Here is a 22,912-nt window from a genome sequence, read left to right as displayed (position 1 = left end):
TTAGTTTGTATTTTTATTTCCTGTTCAGTTTTCAAAGATCATGTGCACCTCAGCAGTGCTCATCTATATTACCAAATACTTCCTCTTTCGTCAAATGTTTTTTTAAACTTTTTTCATCTTTTTTACTGTATACGCTTACATCGCTTTGAATAAAAAAATAGAGTTCTTCAACTCTATTTAAAATGCTCATAAGCAATACGATTTATATTCGCCATAACATCAGCACCCTTATTCCCTAAATCAGTTAAAACAACTATACTATATGGTGTATTACATTCTACAAAACCTACACTATTCAAAGCAGAATCATACATACCATATTTTTGAGGCATACTTAATTGTGTATCTCTATCTAAATATTCCCCCGGTTCTGCCTTTTCCATATTCTCAATCAAATCTTTATAATCTTCTTTATGTTCATATAAATAAGTCACCACATCATTCATTGTATTAGCCGTTGAAACATTATCTTCTGTATAATAGTTTTCACTGATAGAATCCGTATATTTTGTCATAGCTTCCTTATATTCTTTCCAGCCGCCAAGATTTTCATATAAAATATGACCCGCATCATTATCTGAATATTCAATCAAATCATCCAAAAGATCACTTAAAGGAATCTGACTACCAATACCATAATTTGAACTAACAACCCCTGCATCTTCATGCATATATCCACTATATGTAAATGTTGAATCTAATGTATACTCACCATCATTTACTTTATCATAATACAACATTGCCAAAGGTAATTTATAAATGCTTGCCGCAATAAACTCATCCTTCTCGTTCATACTATATTTAATGTTATGTTCTAAATCCGTGATACAGTATGCTACTTTCTCATGATCAATACCATTCTCTTGAAAATATGTTTCTATATCTTTTGCCAAATCCATATCAATATATTGACTATTATCTTTATTTTCAACTTCCGTATTTTGATCTTCTCCGATTTCAGACATCCCCTGATATGCCTTTTTCTCAGTGTTCTTCATTTCAACCGCAAATACACAAAGTACAATCAACAATGCAGATAATAAAGAAATAATAATAATTTTGTTTTTCTTATCCATAATAGACCCTTTCAAACTATGAAAAAGAGTCTATACAGACTCTTTTATATATTAATGTTTAAAATGACGTACTCCTGTAAATACCATTGCGATGCCGTGTTCATTACATTCATCAATTGAAAGTTGATCTTTAATAGATCCACCCGGCTGAATAATTGCAGTTACACCCGCTTTGATAGCTTCTTGAACTGTATCTGGCATTGGGAAGAAAGCATCACTTGCCAATACAGAACCTTTCGCCTTTTCACCAGCCTGTTCAATCGCAATCTTAGCTGCTCCAACACGGTTCATTTGTCCAGCACCAACACCAACTGTCATATCATCTTTTGCCAAGACAATCGCATTTGATTTTACATGCTTAACAACTTTCCAACCAAACAACAATTGCTTGATTTCTTCTTCCGTAGGTTTACGATTTGTCACACATTTTAAATCTTCTTCGTTAATTGTATGCTGATCCATCTCTTGAACCAATAGACCATCATTAACATTTGTATATTTTAACGCACTTGAAACAGATAAGCTAGTATCTAATTTCATTAATCGAATATTTTTCTTACGAGTTAAGATTTCCAACGCTTCATCAGAGAAGTCTGGCGCAATAATGATTTCCAAGAAGATCTTAGATAATTTTTCTGCCAAACCCTTTTCAACCTTTGCGTTCAACGCTACGATACCACCAAAAATTGAAATTGAATCCGCTTCATAAGCTTTATCCCAAGCCGCTTCAATATTTTCACCAATACCAACTCCACATGGATTCATGTGCTTAACACCTACAGCTGCATATTGACCTTCAAAATCTTTTAAGATTTCAATAGCCGCATTTCCATCCTGGATATTATTATAAGACAATTCTTTACCATGAAGCTGAGTCGCATTTGCCAAAGAATATTGAGGATTCATTCCTTTATAGAAAGCAGCCTTTTGATGAGGATTTTCACCATAACGCAAGTCTTGAACCTTATCAAAAGTAATAGTCATACTTTCTGGGAATTCTTCATGTGTTCTCTTAGTTAAATAATCTGCGATCATCGCATCATAACGAGCTGTATGACGGAATACTTTTGCAGCTAAACGCTCACGCGTTTCCAAAGTAGTTTCTTGGTTTTCTCTAATTTCTTCAAGAACTTTATCATAATCTTTTGGATCACAAAGAACTGGAATACTTTGATAGTTTTTAGAAGCACTACGAAGCATACTTGGACCACCAATATCAATGTTCTCAATAATTTCTTCGTGTGTTACCCCTGGTTTTAATACAGTTTCTTTAAAAGGATATAGATTCACACAAACCAAATCAATATATTCAATTCCTAATTCTTGTAGTTGGCGTACATGATCTGGATTTGAACGAACACAAAGTAATGCACCATGAACTTTTGGATGTAAAGTTTTCACACGACCATCCATAATTTCAGGAAAACCAGTTACTTCACTGATTCCGATTGGATGAATTCCAGCTGCCTCAAGGGCTTTTTTTGTTCCTCCAGTTGAAATGATTTCATATCCACAATCTACTAATCCTTGTACAAATTCAACTAAACCTGTTTTATCAGATACACTTACTAATGCTCGCTTCATTCTTTTTCCTCCTCAATACTTTTTGCGACTTGTTCAATGACTTGCCAAAACAAATCATATTCCATCGCATGTACATGCGATTCTAATGTTTCTAAATCCCAAGACGGATCGATCGCAACTCTTTCCTGACGAATAATAGGACCTGTATCCACACCTTCATCCACAAAATGAACAGTGACTCCAGTTTGCGCTACTTTTGCCTCATACGCATCCGCAATACTATGAGCTCCTGGAAATTCAGGTAAATAAGCTGGATGCAAATTGATGATACGATTTGGATAAGCACTTAATAAAGTGTGTCCAATAAAACGCATATATCCACTTAATACAATCAAATCTACCTTTTTTTCTTTTAAAACTTCTAAGATAGCTGCTTCATAACCTGCTTTACCATCGTATCCCTTTGGATTAAAGTAAAACTCTTCTACTCCGTGATTACGCGCACGAACTCTAGCATATGCATTTTCTTTATCCGCAATCAAACATGCACAATTCACATGCAAAGAACCATCTTCAATATGAGATAAGATTGTTTCAAAGTTAGTGCCCGAACCACTCGCAAATACCGCAATATTTACCATTGGACATCTACCTGTCCTGTTTCAGTTACTTTACCAACTACATAGCTAGGTTCATTGATTTCATTTAATACAGCTTGAACCTTTTCAACATCCGCTGGATCTACAGCCATCACAAAACCAAGTCCCATATTAAATACGTTGTACATTTCTTTCGTAGAAATATCTCCATTTTTTTGAATCAAATCAAAGATTGGAGGTTTTGGGAACGCCTTTGTATCAATTTCAACACCCATACCCTCTTTTAACATACGAGGTACGTTTTCATAGAATCCACCACCTGTGATGTGACTGCAAGCTTTTAAAGTAATGCCTGATGCTTTAATATGCTTTAATGCTTTTACATAAATTTTTGTAGGCGCAAGTAATGCCTCTCCTAAAGTTTTACCTAATTCATCATAATAAGTATTCAAAGATTCTTCTGTAATATCGAATACATTACGAACCAATGAGAAACCATTACTGTGAACACCTGTTGAAGGAAGCCCAATTAACACATCTCCTACATTTAGATCTTTACCAGTAATCATGTCTTTTTTATCGCATACACCAACCGCAAAACCAGCTAAATCATAATCATCTTCTGGCATTAAACCTGGATGTTCTGCAGTTTCTCCACCAATCAAAGCAGCTTCAGATTGTAAACAACCCTCAGATACACCCTTCACAATGTCTGCAATTTTTTCTGGAACATTCTTTCCACATGCGATGTAATCTAAGAAGAATAGTGGTTCTCCACCTGCACATGCGATATCATTCACGCACATCGCAACGGCATCAATTCCAATTGTGTCATGCTTATTCATAACCATCGCAAGTTTAACTTTTGTACCACAACCATCTGTACCAGAAAGTAATACAGGCTCTTCCATATCTTTAATTTTAGATAATGAGAAAGCACCAGAGAAACCACCAAGTCCTCCTAATACTTCTGGACGCATTGTTTTCTTAACATGCTCCTTAATCAATTCAACAGATTTATATCCTGCCTCTAAACTAACGCCTGCTGCTGCATAATGTTCTGCCATACTCTACTCCTTTACCTCATCTTTATAATCTTGTAAATCTTCTGGATATTCACCTGTACAACAAGCTAAACAGCTTGTTTCAGGCACACACTTTTTAAAGTCTTCAACACTTAAGAAACGCAACGAATCCACCTGGAACAATTGTTCCATTTCATCTACTGTATAGTTAAAAGCCGCCAAATCTTTTTGTGCCGTTGAATCCGCCCCATATAAACAAGGATATTTCAACATTGGCGAAGCTATACGTAAATGCACTTCTTTTGCGCCTGCCTCTTTTAATAATTGACAAATTCGACGTGATGTAAAACCTTTCACAACACTATCATCTACTAAATAAACTCTTTTATCTTTAACAACCGAACTGATCGCATTTAATCGAACACGCATACCTTGCATTCTTTGTTGTTCTGTCGGACGAATAAATGTAGAACCAATATAACGGTTTTTAATTAATCCCGTTTCATATGGTACATTCAATGTTCTGGCAAAACTTGCCGCTGCACTTAAAGCTGAATCAGGAACACCAACAACGATATCCGCTTCAACATTCTCTTCTTTAGCTAAATAGTAACCACATTGTTTTCTTACTTCATGAACCGTTAAACCATTATGAACACTATCCGGTCTAGAATAATATACATACTCTAAAGCACACGCTTTAGTTTCTGTTTCTTCAACAATTTGACTCGACTTCATGCCTTCACGGCTGAAACAAATTAATTCCCCCGGATTTACTTCACGAACGAATTCTCCACCAAGGATTGGGAATGAACAAGTTTCACTACTGATGCAATACCCTTCATCTACCTTGGCAATATATAAAGAGCGAATGCCGTGTGGATCTCTTACTACGTACAAATTATCTTTTGTGATGACCATAAATGTATAAGCACCACTCATCATACGACATGCCTTCGCAATTTTTTCTTCAAAAGAACCTGGATTCAATTGAATCAAATGTGCTAATAATTCTGAATCGCTTGTACCTTGGAAAATCAAACCTTCATTTTCTAATTTTGTTCTTAAAGAAATCGCATTCGTAATCATGCCACTTGATACAACCGCAAAATATCTTTGATGACTACGCACCATGATTGGCTGAACATTTTCCAATTGAGAATCATTTTTTGTTGCCATGCGAAGCTGACCAATCGCAATATCACCTTCTAAAGAATTTAATGTATCTTGTTTTAAATTCTCTGATAATAAGCCTAATCCCTTTTTACAAACAACATTTTCCCCATCACTAACAGCTAATCCAACACCATCTTGTCCTCGATGCTGAATAGCATGCATTGCTAAATAGATGTTCTGGGCGGCTTGTTCTACATTGAACAAGCCAACGATCCCAGAAGAATCTTGAACTACTTTTTTCAACGTCATTCTACTTCACCTGCTTGTGTGTAAAATAACGAACACCATTTGCGAAAATATCCTGGTCTTTATTTCCAGCAATATTCTGGAACAAGCCTTTTTCATAACGCTCACTGTGACCCATCTTACCAAAGATTTTTCCATCTTCAGAGAAGATACCTTCGATAGCCATACTTGAACCGTTTAAGTTGTCTTTTCCGTCCATTGTTGGAACACCCTTTTCATTTACATATTGTGTTGCAACCTGGCCATTTTCAATCAACTTATTCAACACTTCTTCACTCGCAACAAATTTACCTTCGCCATGACTAACAGCAACTGAATATACATTTCCAGCTTTCATACCTGCAAGCCAAGGAGAAGCATTACTTGTAATACGTGTACGTGCAATATGAGAAACGTGACGGTTGATATTATTTCTAAATAATGTTGGATTTTCTGCATCCAATTTTTCAATATCACCATAAGGTAATAATCCCGATTTGATCAATGCCTGGAATCCATTACAGATACCTAAGATCAAACCATCATTTGCACGCATTGTATCGATTGCTTGAGCAATCTTTGGATTTCTCAATACATTCGCAATAAATTTACCTGAACCATCTGGCTCATCTCCACTACTAAATCCACCAACAATCATCAAAATTTGAGCTGTACTGATTTCATCTGCTAAAGTTTCAATACTCTTTTGAATGTTTTCTACAGTTAAGTTATTAAATACGATTTGTTTAACTTCAGCACCCGCACGTTCAAACTTAGCTGTTGTATCAAATTCGCAGTTTTGTCCAGGGAAGATAGGAATGATTACTTTTGGTTTTTCCACAACAACCTTAGACATTGGTACTTCTGCATCATTTAAAGGAGTTTCTAAAGTATCTTTTCCTTCATCCACGATCATTGGATAAATTTCACTATAACGTTTTGTCCAAGCCTTTAATGCATCTTCAATTTCAACTGTTTCATCATTTAATACAATCTTAGAATCATCATTTAAAATACCAATCAATTCTAAATGTTCATCTTGAATGCTTTCTGTAGCTTCAACAATCATTGAACCCAAATTGAATCCATATACATCTTCTTCTGTGTTGATTGCAGCACCGACTTTAGATCCAAATGCCATCTTCGCAATAGTTGCACCTAAACCACCAAATTTAATTGTACTTGCCGCAACAATTTTCTTTTCCTGCATTAATTTATGAACTGTTTCAAAATTTTCTTTTAATCGTTCATAGTTTGGAACATTATTCTTAACTGGCGTATGTTTTACCAAATATACATAGTCTCCAGGATTTTTAAATGAAGCCGAAACAATATCATCCGTTTTAGCTGTTGTTACCGCAAATGTGATCACTGTTGGTGGTACATGAATATCTTTATACGTTCCACTCATAGAGTCTTTACCACCAATACTTGGTGTTTCAAACGCTAATTGTGCATCAATCAAACCTAATAACGCTTCAAATGGTTGTCCCCATTTTTGTGCATCTGCACCTAAGTGCTCAAAATATTCCTGATTTGATAAACGACACTTCTTATAGTCCGCACCCAATGCCGTAACACGAGCTAATGCTTCAACAACTGAATAACTTGCACCTAAATATGGAGAATATTTAGATACTTTTGGATCATATCCATATGTCATAACCGAACATGTATTTGTCATTCCGTGTACAGGCAATTTTTGTACAGAACCTTCCTCAGGCGTTAATTGATATTTACCTCCAAACGGCATCAATACTGTACTCTTACCGATTGACGCATCAAACATTTCTGCCAAACCAATCTGACTTGCGACATTCGCATCTTGTAATACTGTATTTAAATCGGATTTAACTGCATCAAATGGATGTTCATCATATTCATTTTCGCAAACATCAACAACCTGATGCTGACGAACACCGTTAGTATCCAAGAAAGCACGAGACATATCAACAATTGTTTCACCACGCCATTTCATGACTAAACGATTTGTATCTGTAACATCTGCAACTTTGATAGCTTCTAAGTTTTCCTTATATGCTTCTTCTTTGAATTTTTCAAAATCTTTGGCTTCAATACATACAGCCATACGTTCTTGTGATTCACTAATAGCTAATTCTGTACCGTCTAAACCTTGATATTTAACTGGAACTGCATCCAAGTTGATATCCAATCCGTCTGCAAGTTCACCTACGGCAACACTAACTCCACCTGCTCCAAAGTCATTAGCCTTTTTAATTAATTTTGTACAAGCAGGATTTCTAAATAAACGCTGCAATTTACGTTCGATCAAGGCATTACCTTTTTGAACTTCACTTGAACATTTTTCCAAACTTGTTTCATTATGTTCTTTACTTGAACCAGTAGCTCCACCGATTCCATCACGACCAGTAGCTCCACCAATCATAACGATAATATCGCCAGCTTGTGGTTGTTCACGTTTTACATGTGATTTAGGAGCAGCACCAACAACAGCACCCACTTCCATACGTTTCGCAACATAGCCATCATCATAGATTTCGTCTACAAATGTAGTTGCCAAACCAATTTGGTTACCATAACTTGAATATCCATGAGCTGCTGTTTTAGAAATCTTTGATTGAGGTAATTTGTGCTCTAATGTTTCACTAATTGGTTTTGTGATGTCTCCAGCACCTGTAATACGCATTGCTTGATATACATAGCTACGTCCTGATAATGGGTCACGAATGGCTCCACCAATACATGTACTTGCTCCACCAAATGGTTCAATTTCTGTTGGGTGGTTATGTGTTTCATTTTTAAACATCAATAGCCATTGTTCGTCTTTTCCATCTACATCCACTGTGATTTCCACACTGCACGCATTGATTTCATCGGTAATCTCCATATCATCAAGCTTACCTTGTTTACGAAGATATTTACCGGCAATAGTAGCCATATCCATCAATGTTTTTTCTTTACGATTTCCATGAACTTCCTGACGTAATTTTAAATATTTATCATAAGAAGCCTGTAATTCATCGGATAATGTATCCAAATGGAAACATACATCATCCAATACAGTTTCAAAAGTAGTATGACGGCAGTGATCTGACCAATATGTGTCCAGCACACGTAGTTCAGTCATTGTGCAATCTCTTTTTTCTTCCTTTTCAAAATAACGTTGAACATGCTCAATGTCCGCTTGAGACATGGCCAACCCTAAAGTCTGACGTAAAGAATCTAATTCTTCTTTACTCATTTTTGTAAATCCTTCTAATACAGGAACATCTTTTACTTCAACGTCCTGATCATCTACTAATACAGAAAGGTCTTTAACGCGCGCTTCAACAGGGTTAACAATATAATGTGTGATTTTATTAAGTGTTTCTTCATCTACTGGGTTTGCGAACACTAATAAAGTACCTGAATGAATACGTACTGTTTGTTTGTTGTTCAAAAGCATTAAACATTGCATTGCACTGTCTGCTCTTTGATCGTATTGACCTGGCAAAAATTCATATGCCAAATATGATTTACCTGTTAAATCTACAGAATCATATACATCATCTGTAACGACTTCGCTACAAACATTTTTCTTTAATAATTCAATATCATTTTCGTCGGCATCAAAAATATCATATAGATTGTATTTTGTAAGACCAAAATCTTCTTTTAAAGATAGAGATTGTCTTAATTCAGCCGCTAATGATTCACTTTCAACCTGAAACTGTTCTTTTTTATGAACAAAAATACGAGTATCCATTTCCTTCTCCTTATTCAACAATTGACTGTTCTAATACTTTTTGTGCTTGTTCTTTTTTAAATTCAACAATCTTATCCTGTAATGACTTATCATTAAGTCCAATCATCTGACAAGCTAAGATAGCTGCATTTCTTGCCCCTGATTTTCCAATCGCTACAGTCGCAACAGGAACACCTTGAGGCATTTGTACTGTCGATAATAATGAATCCAATCCACCTAAAGCAGATGTTTGAATAGGGATTCCAATAACGGGCAACGGTGTAGAGCTAGCTAAAACTCCAGCTAAATGTGCTGCTCCTCCGGCTGCCGCAATAATAACCTGAATTCCACGTTCACACGCTGTCTTTGATAATTCCAAAACAGCTTCTGGAGTACGGTGAGCACTTAATACACGAACTTCATATCCGACTTGAAAATCGTCTAATTGTTTCATACAACCTTCCATACTTGGCAAGTCTGAACGAGAACCCATCACAATTAAAACACGCTTTGTTTCCATAAATGACCTTCCTTTCAAAACAAAAAAAAGCGCACCTATAGTAGGCACACTTAAAAAAGCAATTCTTCTCCATCAATTGTGGTAAATCTTCTTAAGACCATAAGTAAGACCTCCAAAATCAGAAAAACACTTCTGCAAGATTATAATACCCAAAATCAACTCAAATGACAACCCATATTTCATGAAAGTTGTTCTCTTGGAGTAAATAATTTATATTTTCTTAAATCAAATACATAGACTATCGAACTCAATCCCCAGGTAATTGGATACAACCAGTGTGTTAAATACAGACTATGTATACTTTGTCCTATTGTCATTAATACAACAACACGAACGGCACACCAACACACAAGCATAACTACCATCGGCATTACAGGACGTCCTAGACCTCTTAAAATACTTGAAACCACATGTGAAAAACCTAAAAGAACATAAAAGAAAGCACAAATTCGCGCACGATCCACTCCAATCGCAATTACTTCTGGATTTTGATTAAAGAATGAAATAAAGGTTGGCGCAAATAAGTAGATCAAAATACCCAAACATTCAATCATTAATAATGCAGCTGCAAGCCCAAACAAGATTCCTTTTCGTGAACGCTCCTTTTGTCCAGCTCCTTCATTTTGGGAGACAAACGTTGTAAGTGCCATCGAGAATGAAATTTCAGGAAGGAAAATAAATCCCTCTACCTTTGAATACGCACCAATACCCGCAATGGCAGCTGCACCAAACGAATTAATATACGACTGAATCATCACGTTCGCAAAATCAATGACACAACCTTGTAGTCCTGTTGGCAATCCATAAATGCAGATTTGTTTCAAATTTTCAAAATCCAAAGATAAATGCGTCCAAGAAATATGCAAAATACTTTCTTCTCTTGCGAGTTGCACAGCACACAAAAACATACTCGCAAATTCAGAAAGAATCGTAGCCCAGGCAGCTCCGGCAACCCCCATCTTAAATACAGTGATAAATACCACATCTAAAATGACATTCAATATCGAACTTACAATCAAATAATATAGTGGATGTTTGGCATCGCCTCCAGCACGAATGATACCCACAAGCATGTTATATAAGACTAAAGAAAAACCACCTAGAAAATAAATTTTTAAATATGTAGAAGATAGGCCAAACACTTCTTGAGGAGATCCCATCCACATCAACATTTGATCAGTTAGTAAATAACCAACTCCAGTCATAATAAGACCTAACAAGATACCAAATGTAGCCGTTGTATATACGGCTTTTTTTGTTCTTTCTTCATCTTGTGCCCCTATCGCATTGGCAATAATGACACTAGCTCCTGTCGCAAAACCATTAAAGAAACCAACAAATAAAAAAATCAAAGAGCCAACACTTGTAACGGCAGCCAACGCATTCTGCCCTAGAAAATTCCCTACAATCAGTGCATCTACAGTATTGTAGAGTTGTTGAAAAAGATACCCGATAAATATAGGTATCGCATAGCCAATGATTTGTTTAGCAATACTTCCTTTTGTCATTAACTGAATCGAACTCTGCTTCGCCATAAAATTCCTCCCCATACAAGAAAAGCCTGCACCAACATAAGTTAGTACAGGACTTTGCTTTGCCCTAATATCCATTAGGATACATCATGTATTAGTTATTTACAATATACGCTGTCGCAATGGATTGAGCCCAATTATAAATAGATGTTGTATGCATTCCTTTAATATTCTTATTTCTTAAGCAATATGTTTTAGTTGAATCTACAGGCAAATAACCACATAGTTCACTTTGACGAACTAACGCATTATGATAATTCTCTTTAGACACTTCATTATCTGAAGTATACATGCCTGCATCTAGATAAGTATCTAGTTGTTCATCACTTAAACGACCAAAATTATTTGTAGCACCTGTTCTTAAAATAAAGTTAATGCCTGTATCATCTGGAGATCCATAAGAGAATCCTAGATATGTTGCATCCCAGCTACCTGTTTGTGCATCATCCTGCACTGTATTAATGACCGTATTAAATTCAACTGTATTGGCTTTAAAATCAATTCCGATCGCATTTAAACACTTTTGTAAAACGGGAATCAAAGAATCCAAAGAATCCTTATCCTTATTTGCCAAGAAACGAACTATTAATTTTTCACCATCTTTATAACGATATCCATCATCTGCCAATTTATATCCTGCATCCTCTAAGATTTGGTTGGCCTTTTCTACATCATAATCATAATAAGTAACGCCATCGACCTTTTCTTCATTACGAATCATTGGTCCGTTATTTAAAGAAACAGGATTTCCAAAAGTACCAGGCTTATAAGCCATGCCTTCAATTTGATAGTAATTATCAATATATTCTTGTGCATTAAATCCATATCCGATGGCTTTTCTTACCGCAACATCACTGCAAGCTCCCGCATATGAATTAAAGATAATGAAGCTTTCACGATCACTTGGATAAGAATCTACGGATAAACTCTTATTCTTTTGAACAGATTTAATTTTATTTGCCTCAATCACATCCGGAATATAGTCCACTGTTCCATTTTCCAATTCTTTAACTTCTGTTGAAGTATCTGTCTTTTTGATCATGATCTTTGAAATTTGATATTGTCCTTTTTTAGCCTTAAACTCTGAATTTGAAACTAAACTAGCTCCACTTGTCTTTTCAAACTTCTTCAATACATAAGCCCCCGTTCCAATTGGCTTACTATTCTTTTTTTCAATACTTTCTGTTTTTCCTTTTTTATAATTTAAATATTCAGCACTACAGATCTTCTGTGTTCCAAGGGTAGAAACAGCATCGATTCTTGGTTTATCCAAATGGAAAACAACTGTATAGTTATCTGGCGTTTCAATGCCACTAAAGCTAGATGCATCTGCATCATGATATTCACTATAACCTTCCAAGAAATCAACATTATTCGCAAAACGACCTGTATAACTTGGATCTGCCATAACACTAAATGTTGTTTTTACATCTTTTGAAGTAAACTTTGAACCATCACTAAATTTGATACCTTTCTTTAATTTAAAAGTCATTGATTTTCCATCTTCGCTAATTTCTGGTAAAGACTTAGCCAAATCGGCAACCAACTCTCCTTTTTTGTTGTATTTCAATAATCCTTGATACACCAAATCCACAACATAAGAATCATTTGTCGTTTGGTAATACATAGGTGAAAAGGTTCCATTCATTTCAGAACTCAACCCAACGGTCAACACTTGATCATTACCTGCAGCTTTTGCGCTACATCCACACATTAATAAAGCTAATCCACATGCCAATAATTTCTTGTACATATTCTTTTTCCTCCTAATCATTTATTCTTTGTACCACCACCAGTCAGCTAACACTTTTCATCACTCTCCTTATATAAAAAAAATCCTGCATCAAATTAAAAATTTGACACAGGACAGAATATCAAAATAATCTGCGGTACCACCTGAATTGGTATAGTTATACCCACCTCTAGAATGCCATCACATTCGATCCATTTAACGCACGGAACACGTCGCAGCTACTCAGAATTTCTTTTCACCTTGCCCTTGAAAGTCCATTTGCCAAGTCGTAATAATCTAGCTTCCACCACCACTAGAATCTCTTTGTATCCGGTTCTTAGTTTGATCTCTTTCGCATCAGTTGCCTATAGGATACACCTAACACAATTTGTTTTCAACTGTTTTTTTTCAATTTATTTCATTTTCTTACATCAAAGACTGTTCTGTTCGACCAATAATATCATCTTGCGTCTTTTTAGAAAGTACATTAAAGAAAGCACTATATCCAGCTACACGAACAATTAAATCTTTATGTTTTTCAGGATGCTTCTGCGCATCAATCAAAGTTTCCTTAGAAACAATGTTATATTGCACATGATATCCATGTAAACGATTGAAGAACGTTTGAATCAACAATTCTAGTTTTTGACGGTTTTCCTCTGTTGACAACATTTGCGGCGTCATTTTCTGATTTAGTAAAACTCCACCTGTAATTTTATTTGTACGAAGCTTAGATACACTTTTAAATACAGCCGTTGGACCATTCTTATCACTATTATGAGCCGGACTGCAGCCTTCTGCCAAAGGTTCGAACGCATTTCGACCATCAGGTGTAGCCATCGTAGACATACCTTGTCCAACATTTGCACTAATTGATGAAGTTCCCGCATAACGAATACCACCAATTGGTCCTCTATTATATCGCGTATTTGGATATTTTTTGATTTCATCAATATAAGAATCATACGCTTCCACAATCAATTGATCTACGTAGTCATCATCATTTCCATATTTTGGAGCTTCACGAATCAACATTTCCTGAATCTTCTTATTTTTTGGTGATGAAAAATCATCTAAGATTGCATCCCAAAGTTCTTGTCTTGTGATTTTCTTTTCTTCATATACCAACTTCTTTATTGCGGCCAAGCAATCTGCCATATTTGCGATTCCAACTTGTAGACCTGAAATAAAATCATATACAGCTCCACCTTCTTTGATTGTTTTACCTCTGGCAATGCAATCATCTGTTAAAGCTGAACAAAGAACATCAGGTACATCTCTTTCAGACGCTTTATCAATCACATTTTCAACAATCACACTATAACGAGTGATTTCCCTTACCGTCTTATCCCATGCTTTTAATAGCTCTTCATAGCTTTCCATTTCGGTAAAATAGCCATAACCCTTTGTGAAACGTTTATTACTTGTAAGATCCACACCATTATTCATCGTACACAAAAGCATTCTTGGAAAATTGATATAAGACATGCCTGTGCAACGATATCCCCATTTACCTGGAACCGCTGTTTCTACACAGCCTATGGCACTGTAATTATAGGCATCTTCTTCTTTAACGCCCCAATCCATAAATGAAGGAATTATAATTTCATCATTGTTCAATGCAGGCATACCAAATCCTAAACGCATAACTTCTACACATTCATCAAAGAATTGTTTATTGATATTCTTGTGATAACGAACAGTTAAATTTGGTTGTGTCAAACGAGTCTGTGCAACTGATTTTAAAACTAAGAAACTCAAATCATTGACCGCATCCTTTTTATCTGTTGTCTGACCTGCAATCGTTACATTTTGATACATAGGAGAACCTGCTGAACTTAATGTATGTGCTTGAGAACGTACTTTATTGATTGTTAGTGTTTTGATCCACAAACAAGTCAATAGTTCCAAAGCCTCTGTTTCTGTAATATTTCCGTTTTTAATATCTCGATCATAATATGGATACATATATTGATCGAATCTTCCATAGCTCAAAGAATGTCCATTGGATTCAATTTGTAGAATCAATTGAATAAACCATACGGATTGTACAGCTTCTTGAAAAGTTTCCGCTGGTTCATACGGAACTTTTGCACAAATTCTACTCATCTCTAATAGTTCTAGTTTACGTTCTTGATTCAATTCTTTTTCTGCTAATTTCTTCGCAAGAACACTATAACGATTCGCAAAAGTACGTACTGCATCTAACACAATAAGAACTGCATTATAGAAACAATACTTGTCAATACTATCAGGATCCGTCAAATCAAGAGATGCTTTACATTCTTTTACACGCTTTTCGTATCCTTTTAATCCATCCTTCAAGATGCGCTCATAGTTCACCGCCAAATGCGCATCTCCAGCATTTAACTTACCTTCCATTCCAAATACACCGGTTTCCATAAAAACACGAACTTCTTCAGGAAGAAGTGCTTCTCCTCTTGCACGTAAATTATTGTTTTCCCAGAATGGTGCAATTTCTCTAAGTTGTTCCTTCGTCTTCTCTGTGATATAGAAGACGTCCCCATCTCTTTTTTCAAACTGATCTAATTCATTGATCACAAATTCCATAGTATATTCAGGAAAAATTGGAGCATTACGATTCTTAGTCGCTTGGTTTCCTGCCAAAAGAGATTTATCCTCAATATATATACTCATATGATCCAATATTTTTTCTAGCATTTTAGCTCGAACCATCACGCGTGGTTGATTTAAATTTTCTTTATAAGCTTCTGTAGCTAAAATTGCACGTTCTGCATCAATATAAGGTTTCTCATCCAATACTTCTTCACGAAATTCCTTCATTCGTTTAGTCAATGTCCCAAAATGTTCTGCATTTTCCATATATACTCTCCTATTTATTTCATTCGTAACTAATATCTGCTTTTAAAGTATCACCCAACTTATATCATGTCAATATATTTCATTCATAATTTTTATAACTTTCGTTCGTAACCGTAATATGTTATAATGCATTTAAGGAGATCAACACAATGGAAAAAGCAAATCGTAATCAAACTGGAACTATTTTTAATATTCAAAAATTTAGCGTAAATGACGGTCCAGGAATTCGCACTACCGTTTTTCTAAAGGGATGTCCCCTTCGTTGCAAGTGGTGTGCAAATCCTGAGAGCCAACTTGTACAAACACAAATTCTTTGGGATCAAAAAAAATGTATAAACTGCCATCATTGTATTGAAACATGTCCACAAAATGCCATAGGTGTAAGTGGCACATTCATCAAAATCAACCATAATCAATGTAATGGATGCAAAAAATGTGTAAATGAATGTATAAACAACGCATTAGATGCACAGGGCGAACAAAAATCAGTAGAAGAAGTGCTTAAGGTTGTTTTACAAGACCAAGTATTCTATGAAGAAAGTGGAGGCGGACTTACTCTTTCTGGAGGAGAACTCTTACTTCAACCTGATTTTTCAAGAGAACTTCTTTTAGCTGCTAAAGAAGAAGGAATTCACACTTGTTGTGAAACAACTGGGTTTGCGAAAGAAGAAACATTTAATTATGTCATGGAGTATGTTGATACCATTTTATTTGATATGAAACACTGGAACGCAGATAAACACATAGAAGGTACAGGCGTATCAAACGAATTGCCTTTGCTCAACATGAAACATGCTATTGAAAATGGAAAAACAGTTCTTCCGCGAATCCCTGTCATTCCAGAATTTAATGATTCTTTAGAAGACGCAAAAGAATTTGCGAAAACACTTCATAACATGGGAATAAACAAGTGTCAGCTTCTACCATTCCATCAATTCGGAGAGAACAAGTATCATCTTTTAAATGTAAAATACGATTATGAGAATGTTCCTTCTTATCATCCAGAAGATTTAAAAGACTATTTAGATGTATTTATAGAAAATAACATTAACGCTTTCATTTGAAACAAAAAAACCTTATTATATAAACAAAATGATAGGAATCGAAACAAATGAAAAATAGAACAAATCAAATATTAGAATTATTGACATCTGAAAAAAAGGTTGAAGTTTCTCAACTCGCTGAATATCTAGGTGTTTCACAAGTTACTGTACGTAAAGATTTAGATACATTAGAAGCTAAAGGAATCATCAAGCGTGAACATGGTTTTGCTGTTTTATGCAGTACAGATGATATCAATGGCAGAATCGCATATCATTATGAAGAAAAGAAGAAAATTGCTTCTAAAGCTGCCGAACTCGTTCAGGAAGGTGATACCATCATGATTGAAAGTGGTAGTTGTTGCGCTCTTCTTGCTGAAACGTTAACACAACTTCATAAAGATTTGACAATTATCACGAATAGCGCTTTTATTGCAGAATATATTCGTGGAAAATCTAATTTTCAAGTCATTCTTCTAGGTGGAATTTATCAACAAGACTCACAAGTTATGGTAGGCCCTATGGTTCAAGAATGTGTATCCAACTTTTTTGTCGATTATTTTTTCATCGGCACCGATGGATATGATTCTAGAATCGGCTTTTCAAATCGTGATCAAATGCGAGCACAAGCCGTACGAGATATGTCTCGCCAGGCCGAACAAATCATCATACTAACGGAAAGCGATAAATTTTCTAAGCGTGGTGTCGTACCATTGAATTTAAAAGATAAAGTAAAAACCGTCATAACAGATAATTCTATTGATGCCTCCTATATCGAAGAACTCAATAGCCAAAACATTCAAGTTATAACTGTTTAAAAAAAGGATTTCAAGCGAAATCCTTTTTATTATTAATCATCAATATATGCTGTTGCCATTGATTGTGACCAATTGAACCTCTCATCACTGAAGTGACGAGATTCTTGGGAACAGACTTCTATCGAAACCTTTCTTACCAAGCTATCCCCGCAGTTCCTGCGGTTCTTTTTATATTTAGTTAATTAGCTAATATGCCTTGCATCAATATATTGATGGACGCATTTACATCTCTGTCATGATTTGAATGGCATTTTGGACAGGTCCATTCTCTTACTTTTAAATCTTTTGTTTCTTCATTCTTATATCCGCAACAATGACAGATTTGACTGCTCGCATAGAACGTATCCACTTTCTTGATCACCTTTCCATACCACTGGGCTTTATATTCTAGCTGTGTGGTGAACTTTGACCAGGATACATCCGATATAGACTGGGCTAGATTGTGGTTTTTAAGCATGTTCTCTACTTTCAAATCTTCGATACAGATAATGTCATATTCTCTAATAATTCTAGTAGATAGTTTGTTGATAAAATCCATTCTTTGATTCGCTATCTTTTCATGAAGTCTTGCAATCTTGATTCTGTTTTTGATCCAGTTACGGCCGCCCTTTGTTTTTCGTGACTGCTGTTTCTGGAGCTTTTTCAGTTTCTCAATCGACTTCTTCAGATATTTTGGATTTTCTACCTTTTCTCCATTACTCAATATGATAAAATCCTTGATACCTAGATCTATACCTGTCTCATTATATGTCAGTGGATACAAAACTTTTTCTACATCCGTATAACATAATGAAACATAATACTTTCCACTTGGTACTTGTGATACTGTTGCACTAAGTAATCTTCCTTTTGGTTCTCGTGTTTTCTTTATCTTTACTAGACCAATCTTAGGAAGCTTGACCTTATTGTCGAATAATTCAATATTTCCATTTGTATATTTTGTGGTATATGAATAACGATGCGTCTTCTTTGATTTGAATCTAGGATATTCAGCCTTTTTCCTGAAGAAATTTATATAAGCCGTATCCAGATTCTTTACACTGGACTGTAGAGCAACCGAATCCACTTCCTTAAGCCATTCATATTCTTTCTTTAAAGAAACTAGATCCTTAGCACATGCCGAATAGCTTAGAGTAATCCCATCTTTTTCATAGGCATCCCTACGCTTTGCCAGATAATGATTATATACAAAACGAGTACAGCCAAAAGTCTTGGCTAGTAATATTCTTTGTTCCCTATTTGGATAGATACGATACTTGAATGCCTTTTCCATGATGATTTCTCCTCTTATTGATTCGCTATTTTCTTTTTTGACTTCTTATATAATCTATAATCTGTTCTTCTGTATTTTCAGAAACTGTAGCTACAAAATAAGAAGGATTCCATAGATGTCCACCCCATAATTTGGATCTTAGATCATCTCCAAACTCTTTCATTAAGAGTCTAGCCGATACACCCTTCATAGCTTTTATAATATTTGGAATGTAATGCTGCGGCGTACAATTGATCAGCATATAAATATGATCTTCCTCTATATTCATTTCCAGAATTTGAAAACCATTATCCTTTGAAATCTGAGTCAGCAGCTCTTTTAATCTTGTTCCAACCTGTCCATTCAAAACATCATGACGATACTTTACGCACCATACGATATGATACTGTATAGAATAGACATAGCCTCTTCCTTTAACAACTTCCATATGTTTTTTCCTCATCTACATTATAACATATGTATATGATTAAATCATTATATTTATCATTTATTTTTAAATTATTTATTTAACATCTGTATATCTAATTCATCTCATGACTAAAGTCACGAGTGTTCTTAGATTGCATTATAAAGAAAAAAGCCTATCTTTTATGATAAGCTTCATATAATTCATTCTTTTTACAAGCCATTTCTTTGGCAACCAAACCAATAGCCTCTTTTGTGCGCATTCCAGATTCTATATATTCATCCACTTTCGTAATGGCTGTATACATATCAAACACAACTTCATCTTGTTTAAAGCCATCCATGACAATAACCATTTCACCTTTACAAGTAGCCGCTACTTCCAACACTTCCTCAATGGTTCCACGAATATATTCTTCATGTACTTTTGTTAGTTCTCTAGCCAAGCACATTTGACGATTTCCTAATACCTCTAACATATCTTGTAAAGTATCTTCAATACGATGTGGCGCTTCATAGAAAATCGTTGTATAAGGAATTGTTTTGATTTCTTCTAGCTGTTTCTTTCTTTTCGAACTCTTATTGTCTAAAAAGCCATAAAACAAATAGTGATAACAACTCAATCCACTCGCAACCAATGCATTCATAGCTGCATTCGCACCTGAAACTGAAACTACATTAAATCCATGTGAAATTGTTTCTTGAACTAGTTTCTGTCCTGGATCCGAAACCAAAGGATAACCTGCATCCGATACTACCGCAACATCTTCTCCATTCTCTAAACGTTCAATAATTTTAGGAATACTTGTTTGTTGGTTATGCTCATGATGAGACATCAACATCGTATCAATGCCGTAAGCCATTAAAAGTTTTTTTGTGTTACGCGTATCCTCAGCTGCAATGACACTCACTTCTTTTAGAATGTCCAAAGCTCTTGGTGTCATTTCCTGTAAGTTTCCAATAGGTGTAGGAACCAAATACAAGGTGGAAGTATTCGATTCAAAACTCTTCTGTCTAATCATTATTTAATTCCTTGTCTGGCCACAATTCTTTGAAATCCACAAATAAGACTTCTTCTTTGTTCTCTAACTTAGCCTGTTTTTGAAGAACATTCATACTTGAAATACGATACTTTTTATCTTTATATGTCACAGTTGAATTGATTTTTGGCAAATCCTTACGCATTCGTGTATATTCTTCATTTTCAAAACGCAAACAACACATTAGTTTTCCACATTGTCCACTCAACTTTTGAATATTCAATGCCAACAATTGGTTTTTTGCCATATTGATAGATACGGTATCAAAATCTGACATAAATCTTGAGCAGCAGCACTCCATACCACAGTTTCCAATTCCACCGACAATTTTAGCCTTGTTTCTTGGACCCACTTGTCTTAACTCGATACGACAATGCAAGTGTTGTGCTAAATCTTTCAATAGTTGTCTAAAATCCACACGATCATCCGACACATATGTAAAGATGACTTTCGTACGATCCAATGTATATTCAGAACTAATTAAATGCATATCCAACTTCAAATTTGCGACACACTCGTGACAAATCTTCATAGCTTCTTTAGCTCTTTCTACATTTTCTTCTTTACACTTAATATCTTCTGGTGTTGCCTTACGCAATACCGGCTTAATATCTCCTTTTACTTTGGAAGCATCAAAATCAACGGTAGGAACACAAACCTTTCCTAATTCTTGTCCACGTACTGTTTCTACAACAACGATATCATTTGTATAGTATTTTACATTTGAACCGAAAGTGTAGGCTTTTTTTGATTCTTCAAACTGAATATAAACAATATATTTATATGTTGCTTTTCCTTCTGTATTCACTAAATCACAGCCTTCCTAATATCATAATAAAGCTTATCCATAAATAAACCTAAATCGACTGGTCGATATAACATATCCATACTCTCAACCAAAATCGAATATAATTTTACTTTTTTTTCTAAAGGTACATTTACCCTGTCATTTTTTACATAGAATAAAACCCACTGAATCCACAACTGTATCCAATCCTTATTCATACGATCTGATTTATTCACAAACACATTTGTCTGCATCTTTTCAATTTGTGCAAAAGAAGATGCATGTTCAATATAATCAAATGCAATTTGTTTCAATTCTTCAAAATCAGGTAAAGCCAATAATTCAATGGCCTTATCATATGTATATCCAGATTCTGCCAACATCTTCGCATTTTCTTCACTTGTATTTTCAAGCAATGCATGCTCACAACTTTCGGGCTTAAAATGAATGGCCTGACACCTAGATTGAATAGTAGGTAATACATTGGATTTTTCATCCGCAATTAATATACCATAAATCCCTTCACTTGGCTCCTCTAAAAACTTCAACAAACTATTTGAAGCATCTGGTGTTGCCTTATCATAATGATCTAGAATATAAATTCTGGCATTCTGTTTTCCAGCACTTGTCGATTCAAAGAATGCCTGTAAATCTACAATATCTTTCTTTTTAATACGATCATTTGAAACAATCATATAGTCTAAAGAGTCTTCATTCTCAATTCGCTTACAGCTTTCACATTCTTGGCACGCAAATCCATCCACATCTGTATGTTCGCATACAATGCTTTGGGCAAATAAGACGGCAGTCTCTAATTTACTCGAACCTTTAGGTCCATGAAATAAATAGGCGTTCGCCACTCTTTGATTCTTTAAAGCATTTGACAATGTCTGATAAACGATTGGCTGTGCCTTTTTTAAATACTCTTTATTCATGTTCTTTGATTACCTTTAAAACACATTCCATAGCACTCTTTAATACTTCTTCCTTGCAAGGTTCGGCATCAATGACTTCAATACGTTCTGGATACATAGATACCAATGTTTCATAGCCTTGACGTACAGCTTTATGGAATGAACTTTCTTCTTGATCCAAACGATTTAAATCGCCACGAAGATTCATACGTTTTTTGCCCGTTTCTACACTAACAGATAAAAATAGAGTCTTTTCAGGCATACATCCATCAATCGCAAACTGATTGATATCCCATACTTCTTTTAACCCAATACCTCGAGCTATTCCTTGATAAGCTAAGCTTGAATCAATGAAACGATCACACAATACGATTTTCTTATTTTCCAATGCCGGAAGAACAACTTCTTTTAAATGTTGTCTACGACTTGCCGCATATAATAAGGCTTCTGTACGATCATCCATCTCCGTATTATTTACATCTAATAATATATTACGAATAGATTCAGCAATCTTGCTTCCTCCAGGTTCTCTTGTATAGATACAATCATATCCCATTTTGATTAATTCTTCTTGTACCGCTTTACACACGGTTGTCTTTCCAGATCCATCATTTCCTTCAAACGTTATAAATACACCTTGTTTCATATTTTCCTCACCATATATATTTAATAATTA

At 35.2% G+C, this 22,912-nt stretch carries 18 protein-coding genes; 2 read left to right on the top strand and 16 right to left on the bottom strand.

The window, feature by feature from the left end:
- Window positions 1-173 precede the first annotated feature (173 nt).
- From Q0F04_RS03695 to Q0F04_RS03650, 10 genes are all read right to left on the bottom strand, one after another.
- Window positions 174-1,076 (bottom strand): serine hydrolase, encoded by a 903-nt coding sequence (locus tag Q0F04_RS03695; protein ID WP_295750298.1) that lies wholly within the window; start codon window positions 1,074-1,076, stop codon window positions 174-176.
- 51 nt (window positions 1,077-1,127) lie between these two features.
- Entirely contained in the window at window positions 1,128-2,660 is a 1,533-nt protein-coding gene (purH, locus tag Q0F04_RS03690; RefSeq protein WP_117571059.1) for a bifunctional phosphoribosylaminoimidazolecarboxamide formyltransferase/IMP cyclohydrolase, read from the bottom strand.
- A complete protein-coding gene (gene purN, locus Q0F04_RS03685; protein WP_117571058.1) occupies window positions 2,657-3,241 on the bottom strand; it encodes a phosphoribosylglycinamide formyltransferase in 585 nt (194 codons plus the stop codon). Before purN ends, purH begins: the two co-directional genes overlap by 4 nt.
- Window positions 3,235-4,266, bottom strand: coding sequence for a phosphoribosylformylglycinamidine cyclo-ligase (gene purM, locus Q0F04_RS03680; protein WP_295563845.1), 1,032 nt, complete (start codon window positions 4,264-4,266; stop codon window positions 3,235-3,237). Before purM ends, purN begins: the two co-directional genes overlap by 7 nt.
- Before the next feature lie 3 nt (window positions 4,267-4,269).
- Complete coding sequence (gene purF, locus Q0F04_RS03675; protein WP_295750295.1) at window positions 4,270-5,649, bottom strand: amidophosphoribosyltransferase; 1,380 nt, start codon at window positions 5,647-5,649, stop codon at window positions 4,270-4,272.
- A 1-nt stretch (window position 5,650) separates the two neighbouring features.
- Entirely contained in the window at window positions 5,651-9,352 is a 3,702-nt protein-coding gene (locus tag Q0F04_RS03670; protein ID WP_295750292.1) for a phosphoribosylformylglycinamidine synthase, read from the bottom strand.
- 10 nt (window positions 9,353-9,362) lie between these two features.
- Window positions 9,363-9,851 carry a 5-(carboxyamino)imidazole ribonucleotide mutase gene (purE, locus tag Q0F04_RS03665; RefSeq protein ID WP_003865622.1) on the bottom strand — a complete coding sequence of 163 codons (489 nt, stop codon included), beginning with the start codon at window positions 9,849-9,851 and terminating at the stop codon, window positions 9,363-9,365.
- Window positions 9,852-10,030: 179 nt separating this feature from the next.
- Window positions 10,031-11,386 carry an MATE family efflux transporter gene (locus Q0F04_RS03660; RefSeq protein WP_295750289.1) on the bottom strand — a complete coding sequence of 452 codons (1,356 nt, stop codon included), beginning with the start codon at window positions 11,384-11,386 and terminating at the stop codon, window positions 10,031-10,033.
- 91 nt (window positions 11,387-11,477) lie between these two features.
- Entirely contained in the window at window positions 11,478-13,136 is a 1,659-nt protein-coding gene (locus Q0F04_RS03655; protein WP_295750286.1) for an ABC transporter substrate-binding protein, read from the bottom strand.
- Window positions 13,137-13,541: 405 nt separating this feature from the next.
- Window positions 13,542-15,959, bottom strand: a complete 2,418-nt coding sequence (locus tag Q0F04_RS03650; RefSeq protein WP_295750283.1) for a glycyl radical protein — start codon at window positions 15,957-15,959, stop codon at window positions 13,542-13,544.
- Between the two features lie 149 nt (window positions 15,960-16,108).
- Between Q0F04_RS03650 and Q0F04_RS03645 the strand changes: the two genes are divergently transcribed.
- The gene (locus Q0F04_RS03645) at window positions 16,109-17,023 is read left to right on the top strand and encodes a glycyl-radical enzyme activating protein (RefSeq protein ID WP_295750280.1); all 915 of its coding nucleotides are present in this window, start codon (window positions 16,109-16,111) and stop codon (window positions 17,021-17,023) included.
- A gap of 47 nt (window positions 17,024-17,070) precedes the next feature.
- Window positions 17,071-17,817: a DeoR/GlpR family DNA-binding transcription regulator gene (locus Q0F04_RS03640; protein WP_295750278.1), complete on the top strand. Its 747-nt coding sequence runs from the start codon at window positions 17,071-17,073 to the stop codon at window positions 17,815-17,817.
- Between the two features lie 178 nt (window positions 17,818-17,995).
- Here Q0F04_RS03640 and tnpB read toward each other — a convergent pair whose 3' ends face one another.
- From tnpB to tmk, 6 genes are all read right to left on the bottom strand, one after another.
- Window positions 17,996-19,090: an IS200/IS605 family element RNA-guided endonuclease TnpB gene (tnpB, locus tag Q0F04_RS03635; RefSeq protein WP_295750276.1), complete on the bottom strand. Its 1,095-nt coding sequence runs from the start codon at window positions 19,088-19,090 to the stop codon at window positions 17,996-17,998.
- A gap of 25 nt (window positions 19,091-19,115) precedes the next feature.
- Complete coding sequence (gene tnpA / locus Q0F04_RS03630) at window positions 19,116-19,517, bottom strand: IS200/IS605 family transposase (protein WP_295750274.1); 402 nt, start codon at window positions 19,515-19,517, stop codon at window positions 19,116-19,118.
- Between the two features lie 154 nt (window positions 19,518-19,671).
- On the bottom strand, window positions 19,672-20,517 hold the full coding sequence (gene rsmI, locus Q0F04_RS03625; RefSeq protein WP_295750271.1) for a 16S rRNA (cytidine(1402)-2'-O)-methyltransferase: 846 nt from the start codon (window positions 20,515-20,517) through the stop codon (window positions 19,672-19,674).
- Window positions 20,510-21,343: a regulatory iron-sulfur-containing complex subunit RicT gene (gene ricT, locus Q0F04_RS03620; protein ID WP_117571047.1), complete on the bottom strand. Its 834-nt coding sequence runs from the start codon at window positions 21,341-21,343 to the stop codon at window positions 20,510-20,512. Before ricT ends, rsmI begins: the two co-directional genes overlap by 8 nt.
- The gene (locus Q0F04_RS03615; protein ID WP_295750268.1) at window positions 21,343-22,257 is read right to left on the bottom strand and encodes a DNA polymerase III subunit; all 915 of its coding nucleotides are present in this window, start codon (window positions 22,255-22,257) and stop codon (window positions 21,343-21,345) included. The genes ricT and Q0F04_RS03615 overlap by 1 nt, the downstream gene beginning before the upstream one ends.
- Window positions 22,250-22,882 carry a dTMP kinase gene (tmk, locus tag Q0F04_RS03610; protein ID WP_040466405.1) on the bottom strand — a complete coding sequence of 211 codons (633 nt, stop codon included), beginning with the start codon at window positions 22,880-22,882 and terminating at the stop codon, window positions 22,250-22,252. Before tmk ends, Q0F04_RS03615 begins: the two co-directional genes overlap by 8 nt.
- Between the last annotated feature and the right edge of the window lie 30 nt (window positions 22,883-22,912).

The organism is uncultured Holdemanella sp., assembly GCF_934772795.1.
GTDB lineage: Bacteria > Bacillota_I > Bacilli_A > Erysipelotrichales > Erysipelotrichaceae > Holdemanella.
The sequence above is the reverse complement of the archived record's forward strand: the minus strand, read 5'-3'. Positions and strand labels throughout refer to the sequence as shown.